The sequence below is a fragment of the Haladaptatus sp. DJG-WS-42 genome, assembly GCF_037198285.1.
Classification (GTDB): domain Archaea; phylum Halobacteriota; class Halobacteria; order Halobacteriales; family Halococcaceae; genus QDMS2.
The window spans coordinates 1,452,891-1,468,231 of sequence record NZ_CP147243.1 but is presented as its reverse complement, the minus strand read 5'-3'; the positions used below and the strand labels follow the sequence as shown (position 1 = coordinate 1,468,231).

Below are 15,341 nucleotides of genomic sequence, written 5' to 3'. Positions count from 1 at the left end.
GTGCGCGCCTATCTTCGATGATGCCTGCGCAGTACCAGTGTCCGGTCCAAGGGTGTGCGTTTCTGGTTCGCGCCCACGACGAGAATCACGTCCTCACGATGGCCGTGAAACACCACGGCCTCAAACACGATACGCCCGTTTCGGGGGACGAAGTCAGGCGCACGATGACGCACGTCTGACACCGATAAACCCCAATTTGGCGAACAGTTAAGTAGCGTCACAGGCACGGTGAAAGTGATGGCTGATGACCCCGACGGGGGGATGCTTTCGTGGGATGAGTCGGTGTTCCGAGACGAACATGTGTTCGAAATCGACTACGTCCCCGAAGTGTTCCACCACCGCGAGACGCAGATGCGGAGTCTGAAATACGCACTCCGGCCAGCGGTGCGGGGGTCGCGCCCGCTGAACGTCCTGATTCGCGGGCCGCCCGGAACCGGCAAGACGACCGCCGTCCAGAGCCTGTTCGGGGAACTCAACGCAGAAACCGACGTGCGCACGGTGCGCGTCAACTGTCAGGTGGATTCGACGCGCTACTCCGTCTTTTCGCGCATCTTCCAGGGGATTTTCGACTACGAACCGCCCTCAAGCGGTATCTCCTTTAAAAAGCTGTTCGGGCAGGTCACCGACCACCTCGTTGACGAAGACGAGGTGCTCGTGGTCGCGCTCGACGACGTGAACTACCTGTTTTACGAATCAGAGGCGTCGGACACGCTCTACTCGCTTCTGCGCGCCCACGAGGCCCACGCCGGGGCGAAAATCGGCGTCGTGGTGATTTCCTCAGACCTCAGTCTGGACGTCATCGAAGAGCTCGACAGCCGCGTCCAGAGCGTGTTCCGCCCCGAGGAGGTGTTCTTCCCGGCCTACGACGAAGCCGCGATTCGCGACATCCTCGCAGACCGCGCGAAACCCGGCTTCCACGAGGGCGTCATCAAAGGCGACGTGTTAGACCGCGTGGCCGCACTCACCGCCGACTCGGGCGACCTGCGCGTCGGGATTGACCTCCTGCGCCGCGCGGGGTTGAACGCCGAGATGCGCGCAAGCCGCGTCGTCACGGGCGAGGACGTGGAATCCGCCTACGACAAATCGAAATATATCCACCTCTCGCGGAGCCTCAGAGGGCTCTCAGAACCGGAGCGCGCGCTCATCAAGGTGATTGCAGAACACGAAGGCGAGCAGGCGGGAGCCGTCTACGAGTCGTTCCACGAGGAGACCGACCTCGGCTACACGCGCTACTCCGAACTCATCAACAAACTCGACCAACTCGGCCTCATCGAAGCGCGCTATACGAACGTCGAAGGCCGCGGTCGCTCGCGCGAGTTGACGCTGAAATACGACGCACAAGCCGTCTTAGACCGGCTTTAGAAGGTTTCGACGTGCGGGCGTACGTCCAGTTCGAGCGTCCACGTGTCGGGGGGCTGTTGCACCAAGTGCCAGTAGGAGTTGGCGATCGATTCTGGATTGAGATACTGATACGGGTCGCCGTTGACATCGGCATCCGAGACCGACGGGTCGCGGATTCGCCCGTCGATGACGACGTGAGCGACGTGAATCCCCTCCGGGCCGAGTTCGCGGGCCATCGATTCGGCCATGCCGCGGACGGCGAATTTGGCGGCCGAAAAGCCAACCGCACCTTCTCGCCCGCGAATCGAAGACGTTGCGCCGGTGAAAATGATGGTTCCACTGCCGGATTCGAGCATATCGGGAAGGACGGCTTGCGTACAGAGCAGACTGCCAACGGCAGCGACCCGCCACGCGTGTTCGAACTCAGAAAGCGAGATGTCTCTGACGCCCTTCCACGCCGAATCGCTCGCGTTGTTGATGAGGACGGAGACCGGGCCAAATGCCTCGCGGACGGTAGCGAAGGCGGCGGTCACGGCGTCGGGGTCGGTCACGTCCACGGGGACGGCAAGAACCGTTCCGGGTGCCGCGTTGAGTTCGTCGGCCAATGTGTCGAGATAGTCACCTGACCGTGCGAACAACGCAATCTGACACCCTTCGACCGCGAACCTGCGCGCAAGCGCCGCCCCGAGTCCGGGGCCGACACCGGCGATGACTACCGTCTCACCCATTGGTGGGTAGTTTCCTCGTGAGGAGAAAACAGTTCGTGCCCAAAGACGGTTACTGCGAGTCGGTGACGATGCCGGTCGCGCGCTCGAACACTTCGTCTGCGCGGGCGGGGTCGCGGGCTTCTGCGGTGACGCGGATGAGCGGTTGGGTGCCAGACGCCCGGAGGAGGAACCACGCATCACCGAGGTCAACGCGGACGCCATCGAGGGTCTGGACATCATCGAACTCCGAAAGCACGCGGGCTTCGATGGCGGCCATGAGTTCGTCTTTGCGCTCGACTTCGAGGCTGGTGCGGCGAATCGGATACGGTTCGAGGTCGGCAAGGCGGGCGGCGAGCGGGCGCTTGCTTGCGAGTTCCACGAGGCGAACCGCGGCGAGCGGGCCGTCTGGACAGAGGGTTTCTTCGGGCCAAATCCACGCCCCAGAGGGTTCGCCGCCGAACACCACGTCGGGTTCTGTGGCGCGTTCTGCGACGTACACGTCGCCGACTTTGGTGCGCGTGAGCGACGCGCCCTGTTCTGCGAGCAGGTCTGCGACGACCAGACTGGTGTCCACGGGCGCGGCGACGCGCTCGCCCTCGCCCGCGGCGTCGAGCGAGAACAGTGCGAGGAGCATATCTCCGGAGATGAAGTCGCCGTTGCCAGTGACAGCCATCATGCGGTCTGCGTCGCCGTCGTGGGCGATACCGAGGTCTGCGTCTGAGGCAGCGACGAGCTGGCAGAGCGATTCGCAGGTCTCGGCGGTTGGCTCGCTCGGGCGACCGGGGAAGCGGCCGTCCGGCTGGGCGTTCAGGGTTTCGACCTCACAACCGAGGCGAGCGAGTGCTTCTGCGGTGACGCCGCCTGCGCCGTTGCCCACGTCCACGATGACCGAAAGCGGCTCGTCAAGGGAAACGGCGTCGACGAGCGTCTGGGTGTGGCGTTCTGCGCCGTCTTTCTCGTGGCGCTTGCCAAGGCCCTCCCAGCCGACGGGGGCAAAATAGTCGTCGCGGATGCGCTCGGTGATGGCCTCGCGCTGGGCTTCGTCGAACGCCTGCCCGGAGGGGTTCCAGAGCTTGATGCCGTTGTCAGGAGCAGGATTGTGGGAGGCAGTAATCGAGACGCCAGCGTCTGCGTCTTCGCCCGCGACGGCACGGGCGACGGTTGGCGTTGCGGCGAGGCCGATGTCGATGACGTCGGTGCCGCTCTCGCGCAGGCCGGCGACCAACGCATCAGTCAAAAATTCACCACTTTCGCGGGGGTCGCGGCCGACGACGACACTCTCGGCTTCGGCGGCAAGTGCCCGCCCGACGGCGAGTGCGAGGTCCGCGGTCACAACCTCACCGACGGGGCCTCGAATACCGCTCGTTCCAAACATGATACTGGCGACGGAGTACGGAAATAAAAAGGGCGTGGCCGGACGGGGCGCTTTTTGACTCCCCACGTCTATGGTGCGCACATGAAAACGACCGGCGGAAGCGATGACGCAAAGCGCCGCGCGGGCGAACGCGCCGCGGCAGAAGCCACAGACGGAATGGTCGTCGGCCTCGGGACGGGGTCGACGGCCGCGCACGCGATTCGCGCGCTCGGCCAAGCGGTGAACGCGGGCCTCGACATCCAGGGCATCCCCACGTCGTTTCAGTCGCGCCAGCTTGCGCTAAGTGTGGGGATTCCACTCACCTCACTCGACGCGGTTGACACCGTCCATCTCGCCATCGACGGCGCAGACCAACTCGCCGGTCGCCACTGCATCAAAGGCGGCGGCGCGGCCCACACGCGCGAGAAAATCGTGGATTCGGCCGCAGAGCGGTTCATTGTCGTCGCAGACACGACGAAACAGGTCGAGACGCTCGACCATCCAGTTCCCGTCGAAGTCATCCCCGAGGCGTGGACCGTCGTGACCGAGAAAATTGCAACAAAAGTCGGCGGCGAAGCCACCCTCCGCGAAGCAGCGCGCAAAGACGGCCCCGTCGTCACGGACAATGGCAACCTCGTGCTCGACTGCGATTTCGGTGAGATACGCGACCCCGCCATGCTCGCACTCGACCTCGCCGCGATTCCGGGCGTGGTCGAACACGGGTTGTTCATCAATCTCGCAGACGCCGCGTTCGTCGGCACGGAGACGGGCGTCGAAGAACAGTCGTTCTGAGCGGCGCTGTGGCTCAGGGGTGTGGGGTGTGAAAGAATGGTTGATTTTCCCCCAAAGCGGGAGAGAGACTATCCGAATTTAGAGGTCGCGCGGCTGGACCGTCTTACGGTCGTTCTCTTTGGCGCGGCGTGCGGCGTCTTCGAGAAGCTCTGCGACTTCCTCGTCGAGTGCGTCGTAAAAGTCGGACGCAACGTTCATGTCATCGAGCGCTTCCTTGACGGCGGCTTTGACGATCAGGTCTGCCATACGGACTTCTGTTTCCCATCACCGTTTATAAGGTTTCTCAAATGGACTCGGTGGAAGAAGGTCCCTACCCCCGACAAACCCCCGTTTCGAGTCGATAACTAGGTGCGCTTCCAGTGTAAACGAGGGGGTATGCGCGACATCTTAGAAGCCGTCGCGGCGGGCGACCTCAGTGTTGCGGCCGCAGAAGCCAAGTTAGCAGGGTACGCCACCGACGACGTCGGGCGGTTTGATGCCGCCCGCGAGCACCGAAGCGGCGTCCCGGAAGCCGTCTACGGGACGGGCAAAACGACCGCAGAAATCTGTTCGCTGGTCGAAACTGCACTGGAAACGACGGGGCGAGCAATTGCGACCAGAGTGACCAGCAAAGACGCGAATGCGATTCGCGCCACCCTTCGCCCGGCATTCTCCGGAACGCTCTCGTTCGATGAGCGGGCGGGCGTACTCAGAGCGCACGCAGAGCGCTTCGAGCGCCGTGACCTGGACGCGACGGTCGGCGTCGTAACAGCAGGAACCGCAGATGGCGGCCCAGCGGGCGAGGCGGCGGCGATTGCGAGCGAGATGGGTGCGACCGTAACACGCATCGACGACGTGGGTGTGGCGGGCATCCATCGCCTGTTCGACACCTTAGAAGAGCTGCGCGCACTCGACGTGCTCATCGTGGCCGCGGGCCGCGAAGGCGCCCTTCCGACGGTGATTGCGGGACTCGTAGACGTGCCGGTGATTGCCCTGCCCATCGCCTCTGGCTACGGTGTTGGTGGCGATGGCGAAGCCGCGCTGTTCGGCATGTTGCAGTCGTGTACGGCGTTGACAACCGTGAACGTCGATGCGGGCTTTGTTGCAGGGGCGCAAGCGGGATTGATTGCACGACGGCTCCACTCTGCCCGGAGTCGGCAGGGATAACCGGTTTCAACCGGAGGAGTGTGCGATTCTCGTGAGAATTGGGCAAGAATCGTGCAAGAGTATATCTACCTTGACCACGAACGAATCCTGCCGGTAGACAAGTGCCGGCGCGTATAATGCCAGAGTGCAACTACTGTGGCTCCCACGTGTCTGATCGCTTCGCTCGAGTATTTGCAGACGAGAGTGGACAGGTAAACGCATGTCCGAACTGCTCAGCGAACGCAGGAATTGCGGAGGCATCCAAGACCCGTGCGGATCGACAACCCGCCAGATAAATCGCAGATTCGTATCGTCTAGAGACAAATTATTCGGCGCGTTTTCCTCCCTACCCCCATTCTCATTCGCCGAAATCGCTACGGGTTTTCGTTTCGTTCGTTCAATTAGATGCACTACGTCTACGTCGTCGAATGCGCAGATGGGTCGCTCTACACGGGCTATACGACCGACGTGACACGTCGCGTCGAAGAACACAACGCCGGAACCGGGGCGAAGTACACGCGCGGGCGCCGCCCCGTCGAACTCGTCCACACAGAACAGTTCGCGTCGAAGTCACGGGCGATGAGCCGCGAGTACGAAATCAAGCAGTTTTCCCGGACACAAAAAGAGCGATTGCTTGAGTGAGTAAATTCCCGGCTCGATAGCAGCGAGATTTTTCACCCCTCACCCGGAGTGAAGCGTATGGACAAGATTTCATTTGGCACCGACGGGTGGCGCGCCACCCTCGACGTGTTCACCACGCCGCGCGTGCGCATGGTTGGGCAAGCCGTCGCCACCACCCTCACAGACAAGGGCGAAACGCGCCCCATCGCCATCGGCTACGACGCCCGCGAAACCTCGCGTGGGTTCGCAGACGCACTCGCCGACGTGCTCACCGCAAACGGCTTCGACGTGGTGATGCCGCCGCGCGACTGCCCGACACCGGTCGTCGCGTGGAACATCGTGGAGCGAGACCTCGCGGGCGCGCTCATGGTCACGGCGAGCCACAACCCCCCGGAGTACAACGGCGTGAAGTTCATCCCCGACGACGGCGCGCCCGCACTCCCCGGCGTCACGGACGAAATCGTCTCCAATCTCGCAGAACCCATCGCGCTCCCCGACGCCGACCACGGCAGCGTCGAAGAAGTGGACTTCGTCAGCACACATCGCGACCACGCGCTCGACCTCGTTTCGGGCGACCTCTCGGGACTCACGATTGCCTACGACGCGATGCACGGCAGCGGGCGCGGCGTCACCGACGCCCTCTTAGAAGCCGCCGGTGCGGAGGTCATCCGCCTGCGTGGAGCGCGCGACGTGACCTTCGGCGGGACGTCCCCCGAGCCGAACGCCGAAAATCTGCAAGCGCTCGCAGAGGTTGTCGAATCGGGTGAAGCCGACCTCGGGGTGGCGAACGACGGCGACGCAGACCGCATCGGCATCGTCACCAAAAAACGGGGCTACCTGAGCGCGAACCTGTTTTTCGCCGCCATCTACGACTATCTGCTCGAATCGGATTCCGGCCCGGCCGTCCGCACGGTTTCGACCACCTACCTCATCGACCGGATTGCCGAAGCTCACGGCCAAGCAGTCGTCGAGACCGCCGTCGGATTCAAATGGGTCGCTCAGGCAATGCAGGAGTCGGATGCCCTCATGGGCGGCGAGGAGTCGGGCGGCTTCTCCATCCGCGGGCACGTCCCCGAAAAAGACGGCGTGCTGATGGCGCTGCTCGCGGCGGTCGCCGAGTCAGAAAAATCGCTCGACAAGCGCGTCACGGACCTGCTCGCAGAGCACGGTGAGATTCGGCAGAACAAGATTAGTCTGGACTGCCCTGACTCGGAGAAAGCCCGAGTACTCGAAGCACTTGACGGCGACCTTCCCGAGACGGTGGCCGGGGTGGCAGTCAAAGACGTAAATTCGAAAGACGGCTTCAAAATCCTCCTCTCAGACGGGTCGTGGCTGCTGGTTCGTCCCTCGGGGACGGAACCGAAACTGCGCGTGTATGCAGAAGCGGGCAGCGACGAGCGCGTGGCTGAACTGCTCGCAGCAGGCCGAGAACTGGTCGAACCGCTCGTCTGAACCGCCCGAAAAGCGCCGTTACAGGCGAACATGACAGCACGATACGGTAATATGCTCACACAGCGAATAGAGCGGGGTGAACCACTTGCGACTCCTGTTCGTCCTGTTTCTGCTCTATGCGGCGCTCGCGGTTGCGTTTTTCATCGACCAAAACACGATTCAGGCAGGGGTTGCGGCGCTCGCCGCGGTGGGGAGTCTCTCGCTTCTTCTATGGTACGTTAAAAACAGCGAGAGCGCGACAGCGAGTACGTGATTAGCGTTTGACGCCGCGAAACCGCCCGCCTCCGAGTTCTTCAATCTCGAAGCCGAGTTTTGCGTAGAACGGTCGATTTTTTTCGTCGAACGCGGCTTCAATGTGGTCAACGTCCTCGCCTACGGCGTCCACGAGCGACCGGCCGATGCCCTGCCCACGACGAGCGCGGCGGACGGCCACGGCGTCGATTTTCTGGCCAGAGCGGATGAGTGCGCCCAGAATCCGCCCGTCGTCTACGGCGACGAGCGCCTCCCGCGTGTCACACTTTTCACGGACGGTAGTGGCGTCCGCTTCGAGCATCGCGCCGTCTAAAATGGTCATGACCGTCGGCAGTTCATCCACGGTGGCAGGCCGGACGCGCATTATCCGCCTTTGATGAGTCGGAGAATTTTGACGCGCGCTGCGTCAATTGGTTGGTCTTCGGGGACGAGTGAGCCATCGACTAACACCGAGACTTCGTGGACGTTGAGGCCCACTGCCTCCACGAGGTCTGCGTACGTGCCGTCTTCGAGTGTGACCTCGTGGGTGTCCTCGCCAACGACTTCGACCGTGACGCGCATGGCGTGAAACATGGCCGGACGCGCCCTAAACGTGTCGCGTTACGTCGGCGGCACCCACGTGTCGCCCGTGTCGTCGGGTTCGCCCTCGACGAGCGGTTCCGGTGGCGTCTTCTCGCCGCGGTAGGTGCGGTAGGCCGTGAGCGCGAGCGCCCCAAGCCCGAGCAGGAGGACGAGGAATGAGATGATGCCGCCGACGAACGGGATGCGCGCGCCCAAAGCGACCACGAGCAGGCCAAGGAACAGCGCGGCCCAGCGGTTCGGGTAGCCCGCGAAGTCAAGCAGCCACGTCCCGATGGCGTAGCGGCCGTAGATGGTACCTACCCACAGGACGACGGCGAACAGGAAGATACCCGCGAGCGAGAGCGGGATGCCGACGATGGTGAGCAGGAGCACCACCAGCACGATGGGCACGCCAAGCAGCGTGAGCAGGCCAACGCCGCCCGAGCGCAGCGGGGCGGTCGTCGCGGCGTCTGAAACCCGGCCCGAAAACTTCGGGAAGACGAGCAACAACACCGCGCCGAGCAGGAAGCTTACGAGGAAGCCGTAGATGGTGAACGTCGCGTCGAAGAAGCCCGTGTCGGGCGTGTCAACGACTGGGCCGACCCCGAGTCCGGCGTTGCGCGTGACCGTGCCGCCGACCGTCGCGTCGGGCGCGCGGTTGAGCTCGCCGTCGTACTCAAGGTTGCCCGCAATGGCGGCGGTCGAGCCGAGGACGATAGAGTCGCTGTCGATGCGCGCGTCACCGGCGATTTGGCCGTTCACGACCGTCGAGCCGGAGCCGGTTTCGAAGTTGCCGCCGACGGTCGCCTCAGGCCCGAGCGTGGTGGTTCCACCGAAGGCTGCCACGTCGCCGCCGACGTCACCGTTCACCGTGATGGTGCCCGCGAAGGCTGAGACGGAGCCGGTCACCTCGCCGTTGATGACGACGTTCCCCGAAAACACGTTCACGTCGCCGTTTACGTCGCCGTTGATGACGACGTTGCCTGCGAAGATGTCGAGGTTGTCGTTGATGGTCTCGCCGGCTCCAATCGTCACGTCGCCGCCGGTGCGCGTTTCGGCCGCTACGACGCCGGGAATCGCTCCGAACAGGACGATAAGCGTGAGCAAGGCCGCAAGGATGTGTCTGTGTGTTCCCACCCGTACCCTCATTGTGGCTAAAAGTACGCCAGAGGAGACGATAAAGTGCGTTGTGTGCAATACAGAGTCTCTTAGGAGCTGAAACGTCTCTTTTCGAATGCACCTGAGTCTCGGAGCGTTTACAAGCCGATGGCCCCTCACTTCGGCCATGAGCGAGGCGGACACTGAATCGCGGGCCGGACGCGAGGAAATCTGGATCGAGAAGTATCGCCCGGAGACCCTAGACGATGTCGTCGGTCACGAGAACATCGTGGGGCGACTCAAAAGCTACGTGGCGAAAAACGACCTGCCACACCTCCTGTTTTCGGGGCCAGCAGGCGTCGGCAAGACCACCTCCGCGGTCGCCATCGCCCGCGAACTCTACGGCGACGACTGGCGTGAGAACTTTCTCGAACTGAACGCCTCAGACGAACGTGGCATCGACGTGGTGCGCGACCGCATCAAGAACTTCGCGCGGGCGAGTTTCGGCGGCTACGATTACCGCGTCATCTTCCTCGATGAGGCCGACTCACTGACCTCTGACGCCCAGTCCGCCCTCCGCCGGACGATGGAGCAGTTCTCGAACAACACGCGCTTCATCCTCTCGTGTAACTACTCCTCGCGCATCATCGACCCCATCCAGTCGCGGTGTGCCGTCTTCCGCTTCGCACCCCTCGACGACGACGCCGTGGCAGCACAGGTGCGCATCATCGCCGAAACCGAGGGCATTCCAGTAACCGACGAGGGTGTCGAAGCGCTCGTCTACGCCGCAGACGGGGACATGCGCAAGGCCATCAACGCGCTCCAAGCCGCCGCGGTCATGGGCGAAGAAGTGAACGAGGAAGCCGTGTTCACCATCACCTCGACCGCCCGCCCCGAGGAAATCAAGGAGATGGTCATGAAAGCGCTCGACGGCGATTTCACCGCTGCGCGCTCGACGCTCGATGAGTTACTCACCGAAAAAGGGCTCGCGGGCGGCGACATCATCAACCAACTCCACCGCTCGGTGTGGGAGTTCGGCCTGTCTGACAAGGACGCCGTTCGCGTGATGGACCGCATTGGCGAAGCCGACTACCGGATTACCGCAGGCGCAAACGAGCGCGTCCAGTTAGAGGCACTGCTGGCTTCGCTTGCACTCCACGACTAGTTGAGTCGCCAGATTTCGTAGTTGAGGACGGCGGCGAACGTCACCCAGAGTAGATAGGGCACGAGCAACAGCGCCGCCCGGCGGTCGACGCGGTCGAACAGCGTAATGGTGGCGAGGATGGCGACCCAGAGCGCGACGATGGTGACCAGCCCAAGGAGCGGCGATTCGAGGCCAAAGAAGGCTGCAGACCAGCCGATGTTGAGTGCGAACTGGAGGGCGAACGCGGCGAGTGCGACACGCACGGCACGTCTGTGGAAGCCCGCTCGCCAGACGAACCACGCGCCGGCACCCATGAGCGCGAACAGCGTCGTCCAGACCGGGCCGAACACCCAGTTAGTATTACACCAGCATTACTCTGTATAGACAAAACTATGAACGCAACAATCGATACCAAACTATGACAGATTGGGAACAAGTGAATCTACGGGTGTCGCCCGAACGCAAGCAGGAGTGGGAACAGTTCGTCGAGGAACACCCCAATGCCAATAACTTGAGCCACCTGATTCGGCTGGCCGTAACTCGTGAAATTCAAGGACGTGAGCCATCTCGACAGGAACAATCATCCGAGGTATCTACCGAGGTGCTTGAAGCACTTACGCGGATAGAGAACGGCCTCGATGAAGTCCAGACGCGGGTAAAGGCTCTTGAGCGCGAGCAGATGGCAGCGAGTGGAATGGACTACCAGCAGGCTGCCTTCGCCGTGCTACCGACAGAGCCGAAAGGCGAACTAATCGAAGGCCCCAATGGACCGACCCGACTTGACCCACCCGCACAACCGCCAGAATACGGTATGACCGTAGAGGATGTGGCCGATAATCTTGGAGTCGATAATCTGGATGCTGTCAAGGACGCTCTTGACCGGCTTTCTGACTTGACCGACCAAGTGCGTAGTAGCGCTGGTCCGGCGAAAATGCGGTACTACTGGAAGCGAGAATGACTCTCTCAGAGACAGAAGCATACGACAGCATCGTCACTAGCATAGATAAACAGAAGTCTGATTCAACGGCCTCTGAGTACATCCGGCACGTATCTCGGTTCCGCGATTGGATGGACGAGCGTGAGCGGAGTATCTTCGAGGCTGACTCTCTATATGTTGAGGAACACTTTGAGCATATGCTTGATGAGGGGTATTCTCCCTCTACCGTCAGAGTACGGAAGGCGGGCCTCTCTACGTTCTTCAAGCGAGCGATGAAATACTCCGAGGCAGGTCGAATTGATGCCGAGGTTTCGTCCAACCCTACTGAGTCGGTCAAGTTGGGCAGGTGGACACGGATGAGCCAGCAGTCCTCGAAACAGCAAGAGACGAATGAGCGAGTATTCTACCTCAAGCCGAACGAAGTTGAAGAACTGGCTAGCCATGTCCCAACACCGACCCTACGGAATGAACTCATCATCCGACTGCTCTTTCAGACAGGTATGCGTCGGGGCGAACTGTGCCGTCTCCGCCTCTCCGACGTAGAACTCGATACACGGGTGTTGAGCGTCTCAGACACCAAATCAGATACTTCGCGGAAGGTCCGTTATCAGCCTTCAATCGATTTCCTGATGCGCCAGTGGATTGAGGTACAGCGTGAAAGTGTTGGGATGGCTGATGAATCTGAGTATCTGTTCCCAACTGGTCGGAGTCTCCATCTGTCGGGCAATCGGTTGAATGGGATGGTGCGTATAGCCGCTGAAAATGCTGGACTCCAACGTGCCTACGGAACAGATATGAACGGGAACGAGCGGCACGAAATAACCGCGCACGTCCTACGTCACTCGTTTGCTATGGAGTGCGTTCGACAGGGGTGGGACGTCTACTATCTTAAGGAAGCGATGGGCCACCACGACATCTCTGTAACTGTGGACAACTACCTACACGGCGCACAAGACGACGTATTAGAGGAGTTTAGACGGAAGGGACCAAATTCGGAGTAACAGAATCTCTCCCTATTCCTCTGGATTATTATACGTTTGAATTATGGCAACGAGTACAATTGCTGTTATTGATGCTATTCGTTCGTCAAATGTGTATATGGCATAAATGACGGGGGCTACAAACACGTATGGGAGTACTATTCTGACAGCACGACTTCCGATGCTATCGAAAAAGTATGACTTCAATATCTCTCTGAGGGTGTACCCATCTGAGCGCTCAAGACTCGTAGCCTCTACATACAGATATTCAAGGGATGCGTTCTCTATGTCACTCATATTGTCAGTCAGCCTGTTTAGCACTTGAGAAAATGTTCGATTATAGAATTCTTCTCCATCGTCTTCCTGTATTCGTTCGTTATATTCTTCCAATTCAGTAGAGAATGCGGGAGAGAATGGCTTTTCATCTTTATAATCAAACATTTTTACACCTGATTGAAACTCCTGCATTGATGACTTAGTATTCCTGTTAACGTACTCATCCATCGCTCTCGCAAACCGGTGATAGACTGCCTCATCCCGAGTGACATTTTGCTTTTTAGCACTCTTTTTTGACACGTATTTGATGAGCCATGCAATAAATGCTCCAATAACTCCTATGACTACCAATCCGCCCGCCACGTTTTCGACCAATGTTGCAGATGTATTCAACAATATAATGAATACAAATACAAGCATCATTGTTATGAAATAAACGCCTCCAAAAAGCATCATTGGAACCTCACGTGTTTTGACCACCCAATCCATCGAATCTTCATACCTTTTGACTACATCTTCCTCAATCGTGAATGAGGATATGATGGGTTGGCTGTTTCGAGGCGAATCTGACTCTCTGGATTCATCATCCGTTGTGCTTTTTGTCGCCTCCTGCTCACTCATGTATCAAAAATACTGTCTAAAATAGTATAAATGAACCGCCCCTATCCTAAGAATTATCTCTGGCTAATTCAGCGACTTCCTGAAACCTCCCGAGTGGACTATATCGAATCCTATCATCGGCCCACATCATAGCGGCCCACCAGAAGTCGCAGGAGCGCCCTGAGCGGACATCTGGGTCCGTTCCGAGTTCTGGCACGTTATTGCCCACCTCTGTCGTGAGCGTCGTCGTAGCGCCGTGAGATTCGTCCATCTCGTGATTCCCTCTCGGTGCCGTCGCTCGCACCAATTCATTACCAGAGCGAAGCCGGATTGCCTTCTCGTATGGGTGTCCCTCCCTCGTCGCAGTTGGATGATTCCGCACATGGGAATCAATCACCTTCTCGAAATCGCTGGCACGAGCGGCACCATCAATCCAGAGAGCATAGTGCCGATGGGAGTACCACGTCCGTCGAGGAGCATGAACCCATAGACCTGCGTAGTTTTCGGCCTTTGGTGTCGCCCTATGGAGTGCCGCCCTCACCGCATCAGAACGGAATCCATCGTCGTGACGGAGCGGATGATACCACCTTCCGTCTGGTGCCTTCTCGGACGCCTTGAGCGAAATCCAGACAGTATGTGGGTCGTCGAACTCGTCCAGACAGAATCGTGCCACGGTGTTGACTCGGGCATAGAGGAAGCCTCCATATGCCCCCGAGAACCGCATGGTCTTGTCACTCTGATTGATATGCGGTGACTTTTCGGAGAGGCGGGCCGCGAGTGCGTCTCCGTGGTCAAGCCATGACTGTCCACAGAACTCAATCGACTGCCTATCTTCGAATAGGGGCAGACGCTCAGGAATCTCAGCCACTACTCTCACCTGACGCCCGAAGGCCAACCACTCTCATTACTATCTGAATTTTTCTGCTAGCATACGGGTACATCGTTACAAAAATTTGATATAGCTCGGAATTCTCCATCGTATGAATGGTAGTCAACATGACAGAGACAACACCCTCGCGCAAGCCCGCTCTGAGAGAGCGCAACTCAGAGCCACCACGTTGCCTCACCTGCCTATTTCCCTATGCCGTTCTTCCGGTTGCCACGAAGGAACTCACGCAATTGCTGGCGCTTCTGCTCAGCGCTCAGACCCAATTCAGCGGAGTCAGAACCCTGCTGTCTCGGAGGTAAGTTCATCCGCTCACGGAGTTCGTCTTGCTCCCTAGAGACTTCTGCGTCTTTCTGAGCAAGTTCTTTGAGAGTTTCCATGAGCGCGACTTCAACCTGCTCTGAGTCAAGTCGGTCAAGTCTCTCGGCCACATCGTCAGACACGGCCACACAGTAGTCAACGGTCACCGGCCCACCTCGTGTAAAAGTTCTGATATTACGTAACCATACGGTACAGTCACATGGAACTCTCGTTCTCGATATTCGGTTAGTCGTCTTTTCTCCTCGTCAGAAAGTCGGATTTCGTTTGTCCTCATCTGTCATATATATACTATATGCGCCGGACTACTTAAAGGGGACAACGAGAGGACAACTCGGGGCGAGGCTCATGGGGATTTCCAACATTTTAGATATTTTCATTTTTCCATATGCCTGACCAGATTTTTCCAATATCTTCAGTGTCGGGTAGGCAGGCATCATGTAGAGCGGAATTCAGTGGTTTATAAAAAAGCGAATAAACCGATAGAACTAGGTGGGTTGGGAGTGATGCTTCTATACAGAGTATTACTGGCCAAGTGCGAACACCCAGTTTGGCGGGTTGAACGCGGGTTTGGCAAGGGTTGCGTACCACGTGTTGATTTGCGACGCGGTGAACACGGTTCCGAGTGCGCCGAGAAGTTCAGAGACGAGAATCGCTCCAGCGAGGGTGCTATACGGACGTCGAGTCGGAAGCGACGAACGATTGGAAGTGTCCATAGCTGACAGTACGTGCTCACGGCTTTTGAGGAAAGGGGAGAGAGGGGAAATTCCATAGTCCACGGCAAACGGGTGGGGGATACCCGCGTTGCCGATGGCCACCTGGAGGGTGGAGGAGTACCCACGATACCCAGCGTGACACAAACACGATATGACGAGACGCGGATTCGGGCAACTCCCA

19 protein-coding genes and 1 pseudogene are annotated in these 15,341 nt (G+C 59.4%); 10 read left to right on the top strand and 10 right to left on the bottom strand.

What is annotated here, in order from left to right:
* The first annotated feature begins 17 nt into the window (after positions 1–17).
* Complete coding sequence (locus V5N47_RS08085) at positions 18–179, top strand: hypothetical protein (protein ID WP_338726742.1); 162 nt, start codon at positions 18–20, stop codon at positions 177–179.
* Positions 180–237: 58 nt separating this feature from the next.
* Complete coding sequence (locus V5N47_RS08080; RefSeq protein ID WP_338726741.1) at positions 238–1,362, top strand: ORC1-type DNA replication protein; 1,125 nt, start codon at positions 238–240, stop codon at positions 1,360–1,362.
* Here the strand turns inward: V5N47_RS08080 and V5N47_RS08075 are convergent.
* Entirely contained in the window at positions 1,359–2,069 is a 711-nt protein-coding gene (locus tag V5N47_RS08075) for an SDR family NAD(P)-dependent oxidoreductase (protein WP_338726740.1), read from the bottom strand. The two genes, V5N47_RS08080 and V5N47_RS08075, sit on opposite strands and share 4 nt — an antisense overlap.
* Before the next feature lie 49 nt (positions 2,070–2,118).
* The gene (glmM, locus tag V5N47_RS08070) at positions 2,119–3,423 is read right to left on the bottom strand and encodes a phosphoglucosamine mutase (protein WP_338726738.1); all 1,305 of its coding nucleotides are present in this window, start codon (positions 3,421–3,423) and stop codon (positions 2,119–2,121) included.
* Between the two features lie 81 nt (positions 3,424–3,504).
* Here glmM and rpiA point away from each other — a divergent pair, with 81 nt between their 5' ends.
* A complete protein-coding gene (rpiA, locus tag V5N47_RS08065; protein ID WP_338726737.1) occupies positions 3,505–4,194 on the top strand; it encodes a ribose-5-phosphate isomerase RpiA in 690 nt (229 codons plus the stop codon).
* A 78-nt stretch (positions 4,195–4,272) separates the two neighbouring features.
* Here rpiA and V5N47_RS08060 read toward each other — a convergent pair whose 3' ends face one another.
* Complete coding sequence (locus V5N47_RS08060; RefSeq protein ID WP_332897651.1) at positions 4,273–4,440, bottom strand: DUF1931 family protein; 168 nt, start codon at positions 4,438–4,440, stop codon at positions 4,273–4,275.
* A 129-nt stretch (positions 4,441–4,569) separates the two neighbouring features.
* Between V5N47_RS08060 and larB the strand changes: the two genes are divergently transcribed.
* From larB to V5N47_RS08040, 4 genes are all read left to right on the top strand, one after another.
* Positions 4,570–5,340 (top strand): nickel pincer cofactor biosynthesis protein LarB, encoded by a 771-nt coding sequence (larB, locus tag V5N47_RS08055; RefSeq protein WP_338726733.1) that lies wholly within the window; start codon positions 4,570–4,572, stop codon positions 5,338–5,340.
* Positions 5,341–5,724: 384 nt separating this feature from the next.
* Positions 5,725–5,961 (top strand): GIY-YIG nuclease family protein, encoded by a 237-nt coding sequence (locus tag V5N47_RS08050; RefSeq protein WP_338726731.1) that lies wholly within the window; start codon positions 5,725–5,727, stop codon positions 5,959–5,961.
* 57 nt (positions 5,962–6,018) lie between these two features.
* Complete coding sequence (locus V5N47_RS08045; RefSeq protein WP_338726729.1) at positions 6,019–7,392, top strand: phosphoglucomutase/phosphomannomutase family protein; 1,374 nt, start codon at positions 6,019–6,021, stop codon at positions 7,390–7,392.
* A gap of 76 nt (positions 7,393–7,468) precedes the next feature.
* A complete protein-coding gene (locus tag V5N47_RS08040) occupies positions 7,469–7,645 on the top strand; it encodes a hypothetical protein (protein ID WP_338726728.1) in 177 nt (58 codons plus the stop codon).
* Here V5N47_RS08040 and V5N47_RS08035 read toward each other — a convergent pair whose 3' ends face one another.
* From V5N47_RS08035 to V5N47_RS08025, 3 genes are read right to left on the bottom strand one after another with little or no spacing between them, the layout of a single operon-like run.
* Positions 7,646–8,008 carry a GNAT family N-acetyltransferase gene (locus tag V5N47_RS08035; protein WP_338726727.1) on the bottom strand — a complete coding sequence of 121 codons (363 nt, stop codon included), beginning with the start codon at positions 8,006–8,008 and terminating at the stop codon, positions 7,646–7,648. It abuts the gene before it with no gap.
* A complete protein-coding gene (locus tag V5N47_RS08030) occupies positions 8,008–8,205 on the bottom strand; it encodes a ubiquitin-like small modifier protein 2 (protein WP_338726726.1) in 198 nt (65 codons plus the stop codon). The genes V5N47_RS08035 and V5N47_RS08030 overlap by 1 nt, the downstream gene beginning before the upstream one ends.
* A gap of 39 nt (positions 8,206–8,244) precedes the next feature.
* Positions 8,245–9,354, bottom strand: a complete 1,110-nt coding sequence (locus V5N47_RS08025; protein ID WP_338726725.1) for a polymer-forming cytoskeletal protein — start codon at positions 9,352–9,354, stop codon at positions 8,245–8,247.
* Between the two features lie 136 nt (positions 9,355–9,490).
* Between V5N47_RS08025 and V5N47_RS08020 the strand changes: the two genes are divergently transcribed.
* Positions 9,491–10,468 carry a replication factor C small subunit gene (locus V5N47_RS08020; RefSeq protein WP_338726723.1) on the top strand — a complete coding sequence of 326 codons (978 nt, stop codon included), beginning with the start codon at positions 9,491–9,493 and terminating at the stop codon, positions 10,466–10,468.
* Here V5N47_RS08020 and V5N47_RS08015 read toward each other — a convergent pair.
* A pseudogene (locus tag V5N47_RS08015) lies at positions 10,465–10,803 on the bottom strand (TspO/MBR family protein); the annotation flags it as partial. The gene V5N47_RS08020 and the pseudogene V5N47_RS08015 sit on opposite strands and share 4 nt — an antisense overlap.
* A 62-nt stretch (positions 10,804–10,865) precedes the next feature.
* Between V5N47_RS08015 and V5N47_RS08010 the strand changes: the two are divergent.
* A complete protein-coding gene (locus tag V5N47_RS08010) occupies positions 10,866–11,405 on the top strand; it encodes a hypothetical protein (RefSeq protein WP_338726721.1) in 540 nt (179 codons plus the stop codon).
* On the top strand, positions 11,402–12,385 hold the full coding sequence (locus V5N47_RS08005) for a site-specific integrase (protein ID WP_338726719.1): 984 nt from the start codon (positions 11,402–11,404) through the stop codon (positions 12,383–12,385). Before V5N47_RS08010 ends, V5N47_RS08005 begins: the two co-directional genes overlap by 4 nt.
* 12 nt (positions 12,386–12,397) lie before the next feature.
* Here V5N47_RS08005 and V5N47_RS08000 read toward each other — a convergent pair whose 3' ends face one another.
* The 3 genes from V5N47_RS08000 to V5N47_RS07990 form a co-directional block, all read right to left on the bottom strand.
* On the bottom strand, positions 12,398–13,261 hold the full coding sequence (locus tag V5N47_RS08000) for a hypothetical protein (RefSeq protein WP_338726716.1): 864 nt from the start codon (positions 13,259–13,261) through the stop codon (positions 12,398–12,400).
* Between the two features lie 1,050 nt (positions 13,262–14,311).
* On the bottom strand, positions 14,312–14,593 hold the full coding sequence (locus tag V5N47_RS07995; protein WP_338726714.1) for a hypothetical protein: 282 nt from the start codon (positions 14,591–14,593) through the stop codon (positions 14,312–14,314).
* 375 nt (positions 14,594–14,968) lie between these two features.
* Positions 14,969–15,160 carry a TspO/MBR family protein gene (locus V5N47_RS07990; protein ID WP_338726713.1) on the bottom strand — a complete coding sequence of 64 codons (192 nt, stop codon included), beginning with the start codon at positions 15,158–15,160 and terminating at the stop codon, positions 14,969–14,971.
* Between the last annotated feature and the right edge of the window lie 181 nt (positions 15,161–15,341).

Coding starts and splice junctions, on each gene's coding strand:
- V5N47_RS08085 (WP_338726742.1), top strand. CDS start 18: ATGATGCCTGCGCAGTACCAGTGTCCGGTCCAAGGGTGTGCGTTTCTG.
- V5N47_RS08080 (WP_338726741.1), top strand. CDS start 238: ATGGCTGATGACCCCGACGGGGGGATGCTTTCGTGGGATGAGTCGGTG.
- V5N47_RS08075 (WP_338726740.1), bottom strand. CDS start 2,069: ATGGGTGAGACGGTAGTCATCGCCGGTGTCGGCCCCGGACTCGGGGCG.
- glmM (WP_338726738.1), bottom strand. CDS start 3,423: ATGTTTGGAACGAGCGGTATTCGAGGCCCCGTCGGTGAGGTTGTGACC.
- rpiA (WP_338726737.1), top strand. CDS start 3,505: ATGAAAACGACCGGCGGAAGCGATGACGCAAAGCGCCGCGCGGGCGAA.
- V5N47_RS08060 (WP_332897651.1), bottom strand. CDS start 4,440: ATGGCAGACCTGATCGTCAAAGCCGCCGTCAAGGAAGCGCTCGATGAC.
- larB (WP_338726733.1), top strand. CDS start 4,570: ATGCGCGACATCTTAGAAGCCGTCGCGGCGGGCGACCTCAGTGTTGCG.
- V5N47_RS08050 (WP_338726731.1), top strand. CDS start 5,725: ATGCACTACGTCTACGTCGTCGAATGCGCAGATGGGTCGCTCTACACG.
- V5N47_RS08045 (WP_338726729.1), top strand. CDS start 6,019: ATGGACAAGATTTCATTTGGCACCGACGGGTGGCGCGCCACCCTCGAC.
- V5N47_RS08035 (WP_338726727.1), bottom strand. CDS start 8,008: ATGCGCGTCCGGCCTGCCACCGTGGATGAACTGCCGACGGTCATGACC.
- V5N47_RS08030 (WP_338726726.1), bottom strand. CDS start 8,205: ATGCGCGTCACGGTCGAAGTCGTTGGCGAGGACACCCACGAGGTCACA.
- V5N47_RS08025 (WP_338726725.1), bottom strand. CDS start 9,354: ATGAGGGTACGGGTGGGAACACACAGACACATCCTTGCGGCCTTGCTC.
- V5N47_RS08020 (WP_338726723.1), top strand. CDS start 9,491: ATGAGCGAGGCGGACACTGAATCGCGGGCCGGACGCGAGGAAATCTGG.
- V5N47_RS08010 (WP_338726721.1), top strand. CDS start 10,866: ATGACAGATTGGGAACAAGTGAATCTACGGGTGTCGCCCGAACGCAAG.
- V5N47_RS08005 (WP_338726719.1), top strand. CDS start 11,402: ATGACTCTCTCAGAGACAGAAGCATACGACAGCATCGTCACTAGCATA.
- V5N47_RS08000 (WP_338726716.1), bottom strand. CDS start 13,261: ATGAGTGAGCAGGAGGCGACAAAAAGCACAACGGATGATGAATCCAGA.
- V5N47_RS07990 (WP_338726713.1), bottom strand. CDS start 15,160: ATGGACACTTCCAATCGTTCGTCGCTTCCGACTCGACGTCCGTATAGC.